The 16,630-nt window shown below is 68.2% G+C and carries 10 protein-coding genes; 4 read left to right on the plus strand and 6 right to left on the minus strand.

The window, feature by feature from the left end:
- Nucleotides 1-518: transposase (locus tag GTK09_RS18485; RefSeq protein ID WP_163464919.1), on the plus strand; the 518-nt coding region annotated here is incomplete at its 5' end.
- A gap of 268 nt (nucleotides 519-786) precedes the next feature.
- On the opposite strand, the gene GTK09_RS18490 is transcribed toward GTK09_RS18485, so the two are convergent.
- Together GTK09_RS18490 and GTK09_RS18495 are read right to left on the minus strand one after the other, a co-directional pair.
- Nucleotides 787-2,043, minus strand: coding sequence for an ATP-binding protein (locus GTK09_RS18490; RefSeq protein ID WP_163464920.1), 1,257 nt, complete (start codon nucleotides 2,041-2,043; stop codon nucleotides 787-789).
- Complete coding sequence (locus tag GTK09_RS18495; protein ID WP_163464921.1) at nucleotides 2,040-2,777, minus strand: response regulator transcription factor; 738 nt, start codon at nucleotides 2,775-2,777, stop codon at nucleotides 2,040-2,042. Before GTK09_RS18495 ends, GTK09_RS18490 begins: the two co-directional genes overlap by 4 nt.
- A gap of 238 nt (nucleotides 2,778-3,015) precedes the next feature.
- On the opposite strand from GTK09_RS18495, the gene GTK09_RS18500 reads away from it, so the two are divergent.
- Nucleotides 3,016-3,972 (plus strand): hypothetical protein, encoded by a 957-nt coding sequence (locus GTK09_RS18500; protein WP_163464922.1) that lies wholly within the window; start codon nucleotides 3,016-3,018, stop codon nucleotides 3,970-3,972.
- A 226-nt stretch (nucleotides 3,973-4,198) separates the two neighbouring features.
- On the opposite strand, the gene GTK09_RS18505 is transcribed toward GTK09_RS18500, so the two are convergent.
- On the minus strand, nucleotides 4,199-4,870 hold the full coding sequence (locus GTK09_RS18505) for a DUF1045 domain-containing protein (protein ID WP_163464923.1): 672 nt from the start codon (nucleotides 4,868-4,870) through the stop codon (nucleotides 4,199-4,201).
- 312 nt (nucleotides 4,871-5,182) lie between these two features.
- On the opposite strand from GTK09_RS18505, the gene GTK09_RS18510 reads away from it, so the two are divergent.
- Nucleotides 5,183-6,055, plus strand: a complete 873-nt coding sequence (locus GTK09_RS18510; protein ID WP_163464924.1) for a D-alanyl-D-alanine carboxypeptidase family protein — start codon at nucleotides 5,183-5,185, stop codon at nucleotides 6,053-6,055.
- 556 nt (nucleotides 6,056-6,611) lie between these two features.
- Here GTK09_RS18510 and GTK09_RS18515 read toward each other — a convergent pair.
- The 3 genes from GTK09_RS18515 to GTK09_RS18525 all read right to left on the minus strand — a co-directional run bounded on the left by GTK09_RS18515 (nucleotide 6,612) and on the right by GTK09_RS18525 (nucleotide 15,515).
- Complete coding sequence (locus GTK09_RS18515) at nucleotides 6,612-6,821, minus strand: type II toxin-antitoxin system VapB family antitoxin (RefSeq protein WP_163464925.1); 210 nt, start codon at nucleotides 6,819-6,821, stop codon at nucleotides 6,612-6,614.
- A gap of 178 nt (nucleotides 6,822-6,999) precedes the next feature.
- On the minus strand, nucleotides 7,000-13,566 hold the full coding sequence (locus GTK09_RS18520; RefSeq protein WP_163464926.1) for a translocation/assembly module TamB domain-containing protein: 6,567 nt from the start codon (nucleotides 13,564-13,566) through the stop codon (nucleotides 7,000-7,002).
- Nucleotides 13,566-15,515: an autotransporter assembly complex protein TamA gene (locus tag GTK09_RS18525; protein ID WP_246217994.1), complete on the minus strand. Its 1,950-nt coding sequence runs from the start codon at nucleotides 15,513-15,515 to the stop codon at nucleotides 13,566-13,568. The genes GTK09_RS18520 and GTK09_RS18525 overlap by 1 nt, the downstream gene beginning before the upstream one ends.
- A 584-nt stretch (nucleotides 15,516-16,099) precedes the next feature.
- Between GTK09_RS18525 and GTK09_RS18530 the strand changes: the two genes are divergently transcribed.
- A complete protein-coding gene (locus tag GTK09_RS18530) occupies nucleotides 16,100-16,588 on the plus strand; it encodes a (2Fe-2S)-binding protein (RefSeq protein ID WP_163464927.1) in 489 nt (162 codons plus the stop codon).
- Nucleotides 16,589-16,630: the final 42 nt, after the last annotated feature.

Below are 16,630 nucleotides of genomic sequence, written 5' to 3' on the forward strand. Positions count from 1 at the left end.
TGCGGTCCAAGCAGCGCCAGCAGGCCGAGGCAGCCGGCGATCCTGTCGTTGCCGAGGACATTGCCAGCGTCTGTGCCTTCCTCGACGAGCGGATCACCGCGATTGCAGCCGAGATCAAAAGCCAGGCCGCGTCCGACACGAACGTCGCCCGCACGATCGATCGACTGCGTTCGGCGCCGGGCGTCGGACCGGTCATCGCGAGCCTCCTGGCCGCGACCCTGCCCGAACTCGGTACCACCTCGCCAAAGCGGATCACCGCGCTCGTCGGCCTTGCCCCTTACAACGACGACAGCGGGCCGCGCCAAGGCCGCCGCCACATCAAGGGCGGCCGGGCGCGCGTCCGCAGCGCTCTCTACATGGCAGCCCTCGGGGCCGTCCGGGCGAACCAACGCTTCAGCGATTTCTATCAGGCTCTCGCCAACCGCTCCGGCTCGAAAAAGCTCGCTCTCGTAGCCGTCGCGCACAAGCTGCTCGTCGTCCTCAATGCCATGCAACGCGACCAAAAGGCGTTCGCATGAACACAGTTGCCAGGGGCACCCGCCGCAACATCGACCGCTTCCGCCTTCTGCAGATGAAGCCGCCTCCTAGAGCTGAAGCCGATCGCGCCCGACGATCTCTGGATTCTCGGGACGGGGCCCGAGAATGACGAAGCGTTGGGGCCGGCGCCTTCTTTTTCCCCGCCTCGAAATCTTTCATTCCATCATAAGGCATTGTTTTAGAAGAGAGTTTAGAGACATCTAAATGCTGTAGGGTCGATCCGCCGCCCCGCTTGCGGTCGCGCCGGCCTCAGGCGGCGGCCAGCGGCAGGCGGATCACCTGTTCGAGGCCGCCCTCCGGGCGGTTGGCGATCGCGATCGTGCCGCCGGCCTGATCGACGATCTCCTTGGCGATCGCCATGCCGAGGCCGGCGCCGGGCTTCAGCTTGCGGCGGCCGCGATCGACCCGGAAGAACGGCTCGAAGGCCCGTTCGAGCAGCTCTTCGGGGATGCCCGAACCATCGTCGACAATGCGGATCTCGGCGAAGCCGCCATGCCTTGCCAGCGACAGGCGCGCCTTGCCGCCATGCACGGCGGCGTTCTCCATCAGGTTTCGCAGCGCCCGCTTCAGTGCCAGCGGCCGCGCCTGCACGGCAAGGTCGATGGTCGCGGGATCGGGCGGCGCGACCGTGTGGCCGAGGTCCGCCAACTCGCCGACGATCTCCATCAGCAGTGGCTTCAGCCGGACCGGCTCGTTCGCCTGGGGCTCGACCTCCTCGCGGACGAGGCGGATGGCGCTGTCGGCGATGCGGTCGAGTTCTTCCAGATCCTTCAGCCAGGTTTCGCGTTCGTCGTCCGGCAGGAACTCGGCCCTGAGGCGCATGCGGGTCATCGGCGTCCTGAGGTCGTGGCCGGCGGCGGCGACGAGGCGCATGCGGCTTTCGACGGCGTCGCGCACCCGCGTCGTCAGGCGGTTCAGCGCCGAGGCCGTGGCGCGCACCTCGGCCGGGCCGTCCTCGGGGACATGGGCGGGCAGGCCGTCCGGGCCGACGTTCGAGACGGCTTCGTCGAGGATGACGAGAGGCCGGGTCATCTTGGTTGCCGCGAAGATCGAGATCGCGGCGACGCCGATCGCCAGCACGGTCATGTATGTCACGAAGCCGAGCAGACCCCGGGGAGGAAAACCGGGATAGGGAAGATACGCCCAGCGCCCGGGCGCGATCTCGAAGGCGATCTGGCGGGTGCGCGCCTGCGGGTCGCCGACGATCCGCACCGGGATGCTGAGACCCCTGGCGGCGAGGGCCTCGCTGATGCCGTGGCTGTCGCGGACGAAGACGTCCGGCTCGTTCGTCGGCATCGCGTCGATGGTGATGCCGAGGCGCTCGGCCGCGGCGGGATCTTCCCGCAGGATGGCCGCGACGATGCGCACTTCCTCGGCGAAGGTGGTGCGGAAGCTGTCGCGATCGGGCCGGTCGAGCATGGTCAGCGAAACCAGCGCCGCCAGGGCGACGACGCCGAGGACGGAGGCGAGGAGAAGCAAAGCGAGGCGAAACCGCAGCGACTTCACGGCTTCGCCTCCTCCTCGTCCCGATCGACCCGCGCGGCGAACTGGTAGCCGCCGTTGCGCACCGTCTTGAACAGCCGGAAGACGCCGTTGTCGTTGAGCTTGCGCCTGAGGCGGCTCATCGTCACGTCGATCGAGCGGTCGAACGGATCGGCGGAGCGGCCATGCAGGAGGTCCATGAGGATGTCGCGGGACAAGACCCGGCCCGGTCGTTCGAGGAAGATCATCAGAAGATCGAACTCCGCGCCGGTGAGAGCGACGTCCTCGCCGTCCGGTCCGCTCAGGCTGCGCCGCTCGGGGCTGACGGTGAAGCCTTCGAACCGGAAGGCGGGCGACGTCGCGTCACCGCCGTCCTTTTGGGTCGAAGCGTTGCCACGGCGCAGCACCGCGCGGATCCGCGCGGCGAGTTCGCGCGGGTTGAACGGCTTGCCGAGATAGTCGTCGGCGCCGAGCTCGAGCCCGATGATCCGGTCGACGTCCTCCTTCAACGCGGTGAGCAGGATGACCGCGAGCTCCGGCCTCTCGTCCTTGATCTCCCGGCAGATGTCGAGGCCGGAGCCGTCGGGCAGCATGACGTCGAGCACCACCAGATCGACCCTGGAATCGGCGAGCCGTTGCAGGCATTGCCGGCGATTGGCCGCGAGCTGGCAGCGAAAGCCCTGGCCGTCGAGATATTTCCCGAGCAGCCGGCAGATCTCCGGATCGTCGTCCACCACCAGAATGTTGGGCTGATTCATCGACGTCGCTCCTGAAACACGGTGTTTGCCGAGCATGATCATCACTCTGCTTCCGGTTTGCGACGGCGGGGAGATTTCGGCGAGAGCCCTTTTGTAATCATCTGTTGCAGCACCCTCTGCCGTTACTCGGTGTAACAAATCGGGCCGATCGCGGCGACATTCGGCAATCTTCCGCCGCATCTTCGCAACATGCCGACCCTATGTTCTCCCCCATCACCTGAATCAAGGGAGATCAGTGATGAGATCGATTCGAGACGCAAAAACCGGAAAGTTCGGGAACCGCGCCAAGATGACGACCGGCGCGGCGCTGGCGGCAGCACTGCTCGGCACCAGCGCCTTCGCGCAAGGCGTGCCGCAGCAGGAGCAGCAGCCGTCGGCGAGGATGCAGGCCGGCGAAGGGCCGGGGCACATGGGCTCGGGGCGCGACGGTTCGATGCGCTTTGCCCAGGACTTCGAGCGGGGCCATCACGGCTGGCGCCATAACCGCCATCACGGCCCGCGCCACGGTGGCATGATGTCGCCGGCGAAGCTGGCGGGCGCCCTGGCGGCGCTGGAGACCGGCATCGGCATCCAGCCGGACCAGATGGGCACCTGGCGCAACTTCACCGGCGCGCTCGTCGCCTTCGCCGAGGCGGCGCAGCCGCCGCATGGTCCGCGAGGCATGGGGCCGGGGCCGCGGGGTCCGCGCGGCATGGACGCCGGGCGAGGTGGTCCGGGGGCAACGCCGGCACCGCAGCCACCACAGGCTGGCTCTGCCGACAGCGAGGTTGCCGCTGGGGGCTCCGAGACCGCCGGTGCGCCGGGCGATCGGGGGCAGAATGGTCTCTTCGCCTTCCGCATGCTCGACCGGTTCGCCGATCGTGCCATCGATGCCGGCGAAAAGGCCAAGGCGCTGAAGTCGGCGCTGGCCGACCTCGAATCCACCCTGACGCCGGAGCAGATCGACCGGGCCCGCGGCCTCGTCCGCTCGATGATGCGGGACATGCGGCAGGAGCGTCGCGGCGACCGTTGGGACCGCCACGATCGCGGCGATTTCAAGGGTCCCAGGGGGCATCACCGGCCTGGCCCGCGCGGCCCGATGCCGGCCCAGGGCGCCATGGAAATGGAGCCGGGCGGCTCCGACGGGCCGGGTGACGATGGCCCGGCGGACATGGAGCCGGAGACGCCGGCAATGGATGAGCCGCAGCAGGGCTGAGACGCGTTGGGGGCGGCCCGGTTGCGAGCGGCCGCCTTCGAGAGAATGCGGCGGAGACCGACCCCCCTCGGGTCTTTGCCGCAGATCGCGGAACCGGCGACCGTCCACGCCGGTTCCGCGGCCAGTTGAAAGCCGCAGTGGCGCATCGCGTCACGGCGGCTTTCGCTTTTTCACCCTTCCGGGAAAAGACCCCCGCGTCCGCCCGTCGAACGTGACCGCTTGCCGCTCAGAGCGCTTCGAAACGATGGACCGAATGGACGCGGAACGGCGCGCCCGGCTCCGGCTCGACGAAGATCGCCAGCTGGTCGATCGTAAGCGTCTCCCCGTCGAAGGCGGCGAAGGTCTCGTCGAGATCCGGGCGCAGCGCCTCGGCCTGTTCGTCCGTGAGCGCGCCCGACAGGGTCATGTGGAAGCGGAAGTCCTCGAAGACGTAAGGATAGCCCCATTCCGCGAGGTGGGCGCGCTGGCGCTCGGTGAGCCGATCCGGGCGGCGGCGGGCGATGGCTTCTTTGCTCAAAGGGGCCCGGAACGGTGCGAAAGCCCGCACGGCCGCTTCTTCCATGGTCGAAAGTTCCGCGGATTGTTCGTCTGGAACCAGGGCGAAGAACGCGCCGAGCCTTTCGGGAACGCGGGCCGTGATCGCGAACGGGCGCTGCGCGGCACAAAACTGCGACAGCCGTGCATCGATCCCGGCAAGGTCGACGGCGTCGGCGAGGGCGAAGGGCGCGACGATCGTCGCGTGAAAACCGTAGCGGGCGGGGGAGGCGACGAGAGGATCGCGGATCAATTCCGGCTCGCGGGTCGCCTCGCCGTCGAACGGATTGCGGCCGAGCCAGCGGTTGGCCGTCATCGCCAGCGGCGAGCCCGCCGGCGGAGTGAAATAGATCGCCGCGCGCATGCCGGTCGTCCTCTCGATCTTTCGGCCGTCCCCGACCATCGGCCCCGCCAAGACGCCTCTCGATCGGCGTCGTCAAGGGGCTGCGGCAGCATGCGACCCGTTCGATGACGATCCGATGTCGGATCGCGGGCGGTTTCGCACCGGTGATGCCGCCGCGAGGGGCCCGGATCCGGCCGCAGCCCAAAGGCGCCCTGTGGCACGGCCGGCACAGGCGAAGCGCGAAGTCTTTCAATGGACTATTCGGCGTTTGACAGGATTCCGACCGGTTGCGCATAGCTCGGCGACCCGCAACGCCAAGAGGGTCGGCTGTCCATGCGCGACTGGTTCCAGCAGCTTCGATCCGCCCGGCTCTTCGGCTTCCTCGCGCTGGCGATCCCGGCGCTTGCGCTCGCCGGCTGCCAGACGGCGGAGCTGACGCCGGCATCGCTCGGGCTGACGACGCTGACGGACCAGAGCGTCGCGGAGATCCGCGGCCACTCCGTCCTCGTCATGGACTATCAGAGCGCCCGCATTCTCGAGGCCGAGAACCCCGACGCGCTGCGCTATCCGGCCTCGCTGACGAAGATGATGACGCTGTATCTCCTCTTCGAGGCCGTGGATGCGGGCAAGCTTTCGCTCGACACCGAGCTGACGGTCAGCGCCGAGGCGGCGGCCGAGCCGCCCTCGAAGCTCGGCTTCAGACCCGGCGAGACGATCTCGGTGCGCGACGCGGCGCAGGCGCTGGCGACGAAATCGGCCAACGACGTCGCCGTGGTGATCGCCGAGAACCTTGCCGGCACGCAGGCCAACTTCGCCGCCGTGATGACGGCGAGGGCCCGCCAGATCGGCATGCGCAATACCCGCTTCGTCAATGCATCCGGCCTGCCGGATCCCGGCCAGATCTCCACCGCCCGCGACATGGCGATCCTCGCCCGGACGCTGATCTCGCGCTTTTCCCGCTACATGCCGATGTTCCGCGTCACCGAGTTTTCCTTCAAGGGCCGGACCTACCGCGCCACCAACAAGCTGCTCGGCAAGGTCGAGGGCGTCGACGGGCTGAAGACCGGCTACATCCGCGATTCCGGCTTCCATCTCGTCGCGACCGCCATGCGCGGCGGCCGGCGGCTGATCGTCGTCGTCATGGGCGGGCGAACCGGCAACGAGCGCAACGCCGAGGTCACGGCGCTGATCGACAAGTATATGTGAGCGGCGACCCGCCGGCGGGGCGGGGGCTGGGCGGGCACAGCGCTCGGCGATTTCGGGCACGATGCTGTGTTCTTGTAAGTCTGTCATTGGGGGCAGATGCAGCAAAGTCGGCGCGCCGTTGACTGCAGGACGCCATCCTCGGCTTGTCCCGACAGCATTCACACATCTCGGAAAGCTCTTTTAGGACAGCATCTTACGATTGAGATTGGAGATGACGGGAGCGGGGAAAAGGAAAGCGCCAGCCCCGACGCTTCGTCATTCTCGGGCCCGGTCCCGAGAAGCTAGAGATCGTCGGGCGCTATCGGCTTCAGCTGCAGAGGGCGGAAGCGGACGAGGTTGCGCCGGCTGGCCCTGGATTCTCGGGACGGGGCCCGAGAATGACGAAGCTGCGAAGTTTCGCCACCCCCTTCAACGGTGGCATCGCTCGGCACCGGCTTACCGATCAAGCCCTCTGAAATGTGTGACTCTTGTCGGGACAGGCCCGAGGATGAGGCGGTTTCAATGGGTCAGGCTGACCCTCACACGAACCTTCATCTGCCGGCATAAACGAAGCGGCCTAGCCTTGGCGATCGTCGCTATGGAAAAATCGTCGGGGAGGAGCCTCGAAGTCCGGCTCCGTGCCGCCGAGCACGGCCAATTTACGCCCGCTCTCACGTTCGATCAGGGCGGTGAGCGCCTCGCGAAGCAAGGTCGTCCGCTCCTTGTTTCCCGTGAGGGCGACGGCGCGCAGGAGAAGCTCGTCGTCGAGCGTGACGGTCGTTCGCATCGGCTTTTCCAGAACACCGCCATGCCCTCGAGCTAAGCGCTCTTCCGAAGCAGGAAAAGTGCCGCCGTCACCGCTCGGGCTGCCTCTGGAGATAGTCGCGGGCCGACTGGTTCTGCCGGTCGTCAGAGCCGTTCGAAAGCTTGCGCCTCTCTTTGCCGGCCGCTCCCGTGTGCCGGCCTCAGAACTCACCCTCGTAGAAGACCCCGACCTCGCCGCCGCCTTCCGTGGTGACCGCGCCCTTGGCCTTCAGCCCGCCGCCGAGTTTCAATTCCAGCGACACCCGGCCGGTGGAATCGACGCCGAGATAGGTGTTCTCATTGAGATATTTGCCGACGCCGACGGCGGTCTGGCCGTCCGAGGTGGTGGTGACGTTGAGGGAGTCGACGCCGAGCTGGGAGCGCAGATTGTCGAGAAGGCCTGTCGAGCCGCCGACGCCGGCGAGCGTCGCGGCGGCTTCCGCCAGCTGGGCGATCTGCAGCGGCGAGAGGTCCGACGTTCCCTGACCGAAGATCAGCCGCGCCAGAACCTCGTCCTGCGGTAGCGCCGGGTTGGAGGAGAAGCTGACCGACGGGTCGTTCGCCGGCCCGGTCACCGTCACGTAGACGGTGACGTCGTCGACGGTGGACGACGCCTCGAGATCGAGGGTCGGGATCAGGTCGCCGGTGAAGCTCAGATTGCCGCGCTGGAAGGTCAGTTCCTTGGAGAGGATCTGGAATCGCCCGCGCACCAGTTCGAAGCCGCCGATGATGGAGAGATTGGAGGCCGGCCCGGTGATCTGCAGCGAGCCGCCGAGTTCGAGATCGAGGCCGCGGCCGCGCACGAAGACGCGGTTCGGGGCGTTGAAGGTGATGTCGAGATCGATGCCGCCGCCGCTGGTGCCGCCGGCTGTCTTGGGAAACAGCTCGCGCTGCTGCTCGACGACGGCCGCGCTGGCGTTGCGATGGGTGACGTCGATCCGCGCCAGCGAACTCGGCAGATTGTCCGGGACGATGATGTCGATCTCTTCGGCATCGATCGTGCCGGCGAGGGTCGGCGTCGCGACGAGCGGGCCGGTCAACGTCAGATCGGCCGAAAGCCGCGCGGCGATCAGTTCGCCGTCATTGTAGCGGGCGCGATTGGCGTCGATCGTCAGATCGGCCGGGAAATCGCCCGTCAGGCCGACGGTGCCGCCGATCGTGACGGTGCCGCCGGAGGAGATCTGGCCGGTGAAGCTCTGGATCGTCGCGGTGGTGCCGCTGAGGGCGATGGTGGTGTTGATGTCGTTGAGGGCGACGTTGAAGCCGGTGTCGACCAGCCGCGCGCCGGCGACGGTGACAGTGCCGTTGACGTTCGGCTGGGTGACGGGGCCGGTTGCCCGGACGTCGACCCGGGCCGTTCCCTGAACGGAGCGACCGCCCTCGGCGAGGATCGGATTGGCGAGGGAAAGCGGCGCCGTGCCGTTGGCCGCAAGATCGAGGGTCGGCGTGCCGGAAAGACCGACCGAACCGTTGACGGCAAGGTCGATGCCGCTGCCGGAAAGCTGCGTGTCGGTGGTGACGCGGTTGCCGGAATACTGGCCCCGCGTCGTGATCTGCAGGGCGCCGACGCCGGCGCTGCGGGTGGGCGCGATCGAGACGCCGGAGGCGGTCACGTCGTAGGTCACCTGCGGATTGCTCGGCGCGCCGGTCGCCCGGACGGTGCCGTTGATCGTGCCCTGGGGCGCGAGGTCGCCGGCGGCCGCGCTGGCGATCGAGGCGGGCAGATCGCGGATCTCGGCCGTGAGATTGAGGTTGCTCTGGCTTGCCCCGCCGGTGACGCGGATGGTCCCGCCGCCGACCCTCACGAGCGCCTGATCGAGGGCAAGATTGCCGTTCTGATAAGCGCCGGCGATATCGGCGCTGAGGGGAGGGGCGCCGGCGGCGCGGCTCTGGGCGACGGAGACGTTGGCGGCGGAAAGATCGAAGCGGGCATTGGGGCTGGAGAGCGAGCCGGTGGCAGAAGCCGTACCGGAGACCGTCCCCTGCGCCCCGAGGCCGTCGACGAAACCGTTGGCGAGGCCGACCGGCAGCCGGCTGAGATCGACGTTGATGTCGAGCTGCTGGCCCACCGTGCCGCGCGCCGTCAGCCGGCCGTCACCGGCGACGACCTCGGCATTGGCGAGGTTGACGGTGCCGTCGTCATAGGTGCCGGCGACGTCGAGAGTGAGCGGCGCCGTGCCGGAGCGGGCGATCTGTTCCGTCGTGATGCCCGTGCCGGACAGGGAGAACTGTGCCGAGGGATCGGACAGCGAGCCGGTCGCCGTGGCGTTGCCGGAGATCGTGCCGCGGGCGCCGAGGCCCTCGACGAAGCCGTTGGCAAGGCCGGCGGGAATGTCGGTCGCGGTGACATCGAGGTCTAGCTGCTGGCCGACGGTGCCGGAGGCCGAGAGGCTGCCGGAACCGACCGCAAGGTTCGCCCGCTCGATCGTCGCCGTGCCGCCCGAATAGGAGCCCGCCGCATCGAGGCCGAGCGGCGCGATGCCGGAATCGGCGATCTGCCGGGTGGTGATGCCGGAGCCCGAAAGCTGGAACGTCGCCTGCGGGTCGGAGAGCGAGCCCGTTGCCTTGCCGGAGCCGGAGACCGTGCCGCGGGCGCCGAGGCCCTCGACGAAGCCGTTGGCGAGGCCGACCGGCAGCTCCGAGAGGTTCAGCGTCAGATCGAGATTCTCGCCGACAGTGCCCGAAGCCGACAGCGAGCCGTCGCCGACCGTGACGTTGGCCCGCTCGATGGTCGCGGTGCCGCCGGCATAGGAGCCCGCGGCGTCGAGGGCGAGCGGCGCGACGCCGGATTTGGCGATCTGCTGGGTGGTGATCCCGGTGCCGGAGAGCTGGAACGTTGCGTTCGGATCGGAGAGCGAGCCGGTTGCCCGGCCGGTGCCGGAGATCGTGCCCGTCGCGTTGAGCCCCTCGACGAAGCCGTTGGCAAGGCCCACCGGAAGCGCCTCGAGGGCGAGATCGAGGTTCAATTGGTCGCCGACAGTGCCGCTCGCGCGGAGCGAGCCCTCGCCGACGTCGAGCCTTGCGGTGGCAAGGTTCAGCGTGCCGTCCTGATAGCTGCCGTCGGCGTCCAGCGACAGCGGCGGGACGCCGCCCTGCGCGATCGCCTCTGTGGTGATGCCGGTACCCGACAGGTCGAAGGTGGCGTCGGGCTTTTCGAGCGTGCCCGTCGCCTTCGCGGTGCCGGAGATCGTGCCCTCGGCGCCGAGGCCGTCGACGAAGCCGTTGGCGAGGCCGACCGGCAGGCGGCTCATTTCCGCGGTGACGTCGAGGGTTTCGCCAATGCTGCCGGAGACTGTCAGAGAGCCATCGCCGACATTGACGACGCCCGTCTGAATGTCGGCCGTGCCGTCGGCATAGCTGCCGGCAAGGCGCAGATCGAGCGGCTTGATGCCGGATTTGGCGATCTCGTCGGTGGTGATGCCGCTGCCCTGGATGTCGAAGGTGGCATCGGGGTTCGTCGGTGTGCCGGTGGCGCTGGCGGTGCCCGAGATCGTGCCCTGGGCCGAGAGATCCGGCACGAAGCCGTTGACGAGGCCGACAGGCAGGTTTTCCGCCCGCACCCGGACATCGAGGTTTTCGCCGATCGTGCCCGAGGCGGTGAGCGAGGCCGAGCCGACCTCGATTTCCGCATTGGCAAGCGTCAGCGTCTGGTCGTCGTAGGAGCCGGAAGCGTCGAGCGACAGGGGCGCGATTCCGGCGTTGGCAATGGCCTTGGCGGTAATCTGGCGGCCGGTGAGCGAGAAGGTCGCGGCGGGATTGCTCGTCGTGCCGGAAAGCTGCGCGTTGCCGGAAAGGGTGCCCGATGCGTCGAGTCCTTCGACGAAGGCGTTGGCGATGGCGACGGGGGCCTGGGTGAGATCGACGTCGAGGTCGATCGTCTCGCCGAGCGAGCCGGTCGCGGTCAGCGAGCCGTCGCCGAGATCGAGGCGGGCCGTCTGGAGCTGCAGCGTGCCGCCGGAATAGCTGCCGGAGACGGTACCGTCGACCGGCGGCGTCGCCGTGCCGCCCGAGCGGGTGGCGACGACCTGCCGGGCACGGAGGTCGAAGCGGGCGGCCGGATCGCTCGCCTGGCCGCTGACTTCGGCGGTGCCGTCGATCGTGCCGGCGAGCGACAGATTTTCGACGAAGGGATTGGCGACGGCGGCGGGGACGTTGGTCAGATCGGCCGAAAGATCGAGCGTCTCGCCGGCCGAGCCGGAGGCCGAGAGCCGCCCCTCGCCGACCGTCAGGGTGAGATCGGAGAGAGTCGTGGTGCCGCCCGCGATGCGGATCCGCGCCGGGTCCTGCAGCGCCACCGCGGCATCCGGGATTGCCGCGGTCAGCCGCTGGAGCGCGACCACGATTTCGTTCGGTCGGAAGGTGGCATCGCCCGCAAGCGCGAGCGGAACGCCGTTCATCCGCGCGGACGCCTCGACGCCGGCCGTCTCGGCCGCCTGCCTGGAAAAGGCGACGGAAAGTTCCGAGACGTCGACGCCGCCGGCGCTGATCGCGCTGGCGGTGACGGTGCCCTGCGGGATCGGAATGCCGAGATAGTCATAGACCGACAGGTCGATCTTCGCGCCCGAAAGCGTGTTGCCGGATACCGAGACGCTCTCGCCGGTGAGGTCGGGCTTGGCGACGGGTGTCCCGTCGGACAACACGTCGAAGCCGAGGGTGCCGGTCACGTCGCCGCTGGCGGTGAGGCCGCCGAGGGCGGCAAGGGCCGCGAGATCGTCGAGCTTCACGTCGAGCGTGCCGATCGGCAGAAAATTCGGCGTGAGCGTCAGATCGCCGGTGATGCTGTTGGTGCCCTGGCGGATGACGAGGCCGGAAACCTTCGCTTCGCCGTTCGGCAGGCCGGCGAGGTCCGCCTTGCCTTCGAGGGGCTGGCCGTCGATGACGCCGGAAATGTCGACGCTGCCTTCCGGGGCGCCGGATTGCAGCGTTCCTTCCACCTTCACGCTGAGGCTGGCGAGTTCGCGGCCGTTGATCGACAGGCCGTTGCCGTCGACGGTGAGGTCGATGTCGGGGGCGGCGACCGGCCCGTTCGCGGTCAACTGGAAGCTCGCCCCGCCGGAAAGCTGCTGGCTGACATTGCCGGCATTGGCAAGCTTGCCGGAAATGTCGGCCGAGACCGTCTCGTCGGAAAGCCCTGCCTGGCCCTCGATCGACAGGTTGTCGCCGTTCACCCTCAGCTGTCTGGCCGCGAGCGAACCGTCCTGGCTCCGCGCGAAATCGCCCGAAACGGCGATCGTCTCGCCGGCGATCGGGGCGAGCCCGGCGGACAGCGCGACGGTCTTGAAGCTGGAATCGAGCGTCAGGTCGAAGGTCGAGAAATTCAGCGCCGCCGAGCCGGTGACGTTCAGATTGGCCGTGTCGGTGGCAAGCGTCGCCGGATCGAGGCGGATGCCGTTCTGGTCGAGCGCGCCGCTGCCGGACAGCTTGATCGGGCCGTCGAGGAAGCGTTGCTGGACGCCTTCCGGCGCCTTGGCCGAGGCGGCGCTGGCCGAAAGCTGGAATGGGCCGGTGAGGCCGGTGACGTCGAAGCTCTGGCTGGTCAGTTCGGCGCCGAGATTGTTGGCGGCGTATTCGCCGTAGACGAGCTGCGGGAGGGAGGCGTTCACCGAGACGGCGGCATTCGCCAGCGCCCCTTGCAGCGAAGCCTCGAGGCTCGCGACGGACAGGTCGATCGGCGTCTCCGGCGTGCCGAAGGAGAGGGCGAGCGGGCCGCCGCCGGGCGCGCTCAGCTGGACGGAGAGGTCGTTGCCGGAGCCGGAGGGGTCGACCGTGCCGGTGGCCGAGAGCTGGACCGCCTGGGAGGCGAGGGTGCCCTGCTCGATCCGGTAGGTGCCGTCGTCGCGGATCTCGACGGTGGCGTCGAGATTGGCGCCGCCTTCGACATAGCGCTGATAGGCCTCCGACACGAAGCGCTCGGCCGCGACGTTGAGCGACAGGGCTGCGCGATAGGCGGCGTCCTGCCGGTCGACGCGGGCGGTCAGGGTGGCGGCCTGTTCGTTGTCGACGGTGAGCGCGCCGTTTGCCATGAAGCCGGAGAGCGGGCCGGAGCCGTTGACCGTCAGCTGCACCGGCGGGGCGCCGGGAATGCCGAGCAGCGTCGCGACGAGGCCGCCCTGCGGCTCGCTGGCGTCGACATCGACCACCAGCCTGTTGTCGTCCGGCGCGAACTCGATCTTGAAGGCGATGCGCCCCGGCTGGTCGAGCCGCTCGACGGTCGCCTGCGCCGAGAGCTGCGTCGGATCGTCTTCGAGGGCGAGGCTGGCATTCGCCTTCAGCCGGGCGCGCGTGCCGGCGATCGCCTCGCCGAGAATGAATTCCTCGATGGCGATCTGTTGGATGTCGGCGGTGATCGAGGGCAGTGAAAAGCCGCCGCCGCCTTCGCTGGCCGGCTGGCCGGCCGGCAGGCGCTCCAGCACGATCTGGCCGGCGGAGAGGTTCTCGATCGCGACGTTGGAGCGCACCAGCGCCAGCGGCGACCAGTCCATGGCGAGATCGCTGGCCGTCAGGAAGACGCCCTCAGGGTCGGAGACGGTGACCTTCTCGATGCGGATCGCCCCGCTCAGCGCGCCGGACAGACCGTCGATCTTCACCTTCATCGTGTCGGTGGAGATCAGGTTCTCGATCTGGCTGGCGATGAACTGCTGGGCATGCGCCGGCCGGCTCGTCGGAACGAGCGCGACGAGTGCCAGGAACAGCGTCAGAGCGAGAGCGGCGAGGCGTTCGTTGATCATCAGAAGGCCTGTCCGATTCCGGCGTAGATCTGGTACCCGGCGTCCCTTGGCCCCGGGTCGAGGGGAATGCCGACGTCGATGCGGATCGGGCCGAAGCTGGTGAGATAGCGGGCGCCGACGCCGGCGCCGAGCTTGAAGTTCGAAAAGTCGGGGACGAGTTCGTCGGAGACCGTGCCGAAGTCGAGGAAGGGCACGACCTGGATGTTCTCGGTGATGCCGATGCGCGCCTCGACCGAGCCCTCGAACAGCGACAGGCCGCCGGTCGGCGTGTCGGTGAAGCGGTCGTTGAAGCCCGAGCCGGGCGGCACGTTTCCGGGGAAATAGGGGCCGACCGACTGGAACTCGTAGCCGCGGACCGAACCGCCGCCGCCGGCGAAGAAGCGGCGGTCGTTGGGAATGTCCGCAACGTCGGCGCCAAAGATCGTGCCGTAACCGAGCCGGCCGGCGAGGATCAGCCGGTCGCTTTCCGTCAGCGACAGATAGGCCCGGCCGTCGAGCCTGGTCTTGACGAAGGGCGTCGAGGTGTTGAAGCCGTAGGACGGCTCGGCGAGGGCCTGGAAATAGAAGCCGTCGGTGGGGTTCAGCTCGTTGTTGCGGCCGTCATAGGTGTAGGTGATCGGCAGCGAGGCGATGAAGTAGTCGCGGGTGCCGAGATAGTCCGTGATCTCTTCGTATTCCCCGCGCAAGGTGACGTTCAGCGTCTGCTGGCGATCGATCTCGTATTCGACGCCGCTGGTCGCCGCATAGCTCTGGCGGTCGTAGGCGAGCGGCTGCTCCTTCTTGATTTCGAGCGAGCCGATATAGACCGAATCGGGGCCGAGGACGCCGGGCTTCTTGAAGACCAGCGAGCTCGAATAGTCGAAGCCGTCGGTCTCGCGCGCCTCGCCGGAAACGGCGGTCGCGCCGATGCGCGACACCGAGGCGTCGAAGCGCAGTGACTCGGCCCGGCCAAAGAGGTTGCGATAGCCGACATAGCCGTTGGCGCCGGCGCCCTCGGTGTTGGAATAGGTCGCCCCGACGCCGTAATAGCCGAACTTGCGTTCGCCGACCTCGACCTGCACCGGCAGCGAGCCGTCCGGATCCTGGGCCTTGCCTTCCTTGACGGTGACCGAGGAGAAGACGCCGAGCTTCAGAAGCCGGGCCCTCGCATCGGCGAGTTCCTGCGGCGAGAACACCTCGCCGGCCTTCAGCCCGGTCATATAGGCGATGAAGCCGGGATCGACGTCCTTGGCGCCCTCGACATAGACGTCGCCGAAGGGCACCCGCGGGCCGGGATCGAGGGCGGCCTGATATTCCAGACGGTCGGTCGCGGCGTCGGCGATGATGTCGCGGCCCGTGACCGCGACGAAGGGGCGGCCGTCCTCGCGCAGCGCATTGAACATCTTGGCTTCGGCTTCCAGCACCTTGGCCGAGCCGGCGTCGCCACCGGCCTCGAGGCCGTATTCGGCCGGATCGACGGGAATGCCACCGGAGCTGACGGCGATGCGGCCGAGCGTGTATTTCGGCCCCGGCCGCACCCGGATGGTCACCGGTACCGGCCGGGCGGAGAAGGTCGCATCCGGCTGCAGGGTGGTGATGTCGCGGCCCTCGATGAAGACGTCCACGAGACCGTCGTAGCGCGCCTGTTCGAACAGGGCGGCGACGAGCCGCTTGCGGTCGGTCTTGGCCTTGGACAGAAGGCCGAGCGAGCCGGAGACCGGCTTTTCCTCGTCGCCGATCAGGCCGGAGGCGGTGCGCAGGGCGTCTTCGAGCGATCCGTCCTCGTTTCCCGGAGCGGGCTCGACGGTCAGAGTCACGGTGTAGTTCAGGGGATCGATCACCTCGACGTCGGCGTCGGTGCTCTCGAAGAACTTCAAGCCGAAGATCTCGAACGCGCCGGCCGGCGAGGCCAGGGAGATCGCCAGGGCAATCGAAACGCAGATTGCAGGCAGGCGGTCAAATTCGGGCAAACGCTTCAATCCCCTGAACCAACGATCATGCGGAGGGTAAGAGTGCCCGCCGTCATGGCGTGGCAGAGCCGGTCGGCCCTTCCCGAAAAGTTTCGCTCCCCCCTTCAGGTGAGAGTAAGCATGCCCGGAAATCGTGAAATAACAACTACGAACGCCTGTCGAACCGGCCTGCCGACGCCCCGCGAACGTCGATTGGACCCGCGCTGTGCCGATGCGACCACAGCACGGCCTTCAAACTCGGACCGACTGTCGCAGGCAGCGCCCGGCGGTTGCAATTTGCTTGCGCGTTGCCGATGGGCAACGCCTCCCGGCCAGATGACCAAACGCGACCGTGCCGGCGCGGGCCGGCCGGCGTGGTGCCTTGGTGCGCCGTGGCCTTTCGCCATCCGGCGATGCGTGATCCGCCGGGCGAGGGCGCCTTGCGTGGAACGATTCTGAAAAGCGCTTGAAGCCCAGACCACAAAGGGGCAATCTCCCCCGCGAGCGTCCCGCCCTGCCTGCTTCGCCGACGAAGCGGGTGCCGAGTGGAACGGGGACCAGCGACATGACCGGCCGATCGAGCCGGCGAGTTTGGGAGGAGTTTCATGACGGACGTCACCATCACCGTGAACGGGCGCGAGATGAAGGGATCGGTCGAGGACCGCACCCTGCTCGTCCAGTTCCTGCGCGAAAATCTCGGCCTCACCGGCACCCATGTCGGCTGCGACACATCGCAATGCGGCGCCTGTGTGGTTCATGTCGACGGCAAGGCGGTGAAGTCCTGCACCATGCTCGCCGTCCAGGCCTCGGGCTCTTCCGTCACGACGATCGAGGGTCTCGCCAACGGCCAGGAACTGCATCCCGTGCAGGCGGCCTTCCGCGAGCATCACGGCCTGCAGTGCGGCTACTGCACCCCCGGCATGATCATGACCGCGGTCGACATGATCGAGCGGCACGGCTCGTCGCTCGACGAGGAGACGGTGCGCGAGGAACTCGACGGCAACATCTGCCGCTGCACCGGCTACCACAACATCGTCAAGGCGATCCTTGCGGCGGCGGGCGCCTCGCAGGCCCCGGCCATGGCGGCCGAATGACGTGACGGGCTGCCGCGGCCCCGCCGGGCGCCGCGGTCTTCG

Origin of the sequence: Jiella pacifica (assembly GCF_010500815.1) — a bacterium.
In the GTDB taxonomy this organism is placed as follows: Bacteria; Pseudomonadota; Alphaproteobacteria; order Rhizobiales; family Rhizobiaceae; genus Jiella; species Jiella pacifica.

Coding starts and splice junctions, on each gene's coding strand:
- GTK09_RS18495 (WP_163464921.1), bottom strand. CDS start 2,777: ATGAATCAGCCCAACATTCTGGTGGTGGACGACGATCCGGAGATCTGC.
- GTK09_RS18500 (WP_163464922.1), top strand. CDS start 3,016: ATGAGATCGATTCGAGACGCAAAAACCGGAAAGTTCGGGAACCGCGCC.
- GTK09_RS18505 (WP_163464923.1), bottom strand. CDS start 4,870: ATGCGCGCGGCGATCTATTTCACTCCGCCGGCGGGCTCGCCGCTGGCG.
- GTK09_RS18510 (WP_163464924.1), top strand. CDS start 5,183: ATGCGCGACTGGTTCCAGCAGCTTCGATCCGCCCGGCTCTTCGGCTTC.
- GTK09_RS18515 (WP_163464925.1), bottom strand. CDS start 6,821: ATGCGAACGACCGTCACGCTCGACGACGAGCTTCTCCTGCGCGCCGTC.
- GTK09_RS18520 (WP_163464926.1), bottom strand. CDS start 13,566: ATGATCAACGAACGCCTCGCCGCTCTCGCTCTGACGCTGTTCCTGGCA.
- GTK09_RS18530 (WP_163464927.1), top strand. CDS start 16,100: ATGACGGACGTCACCATCACCGTGAACGGGCGCGAGATGAAGGGATCG.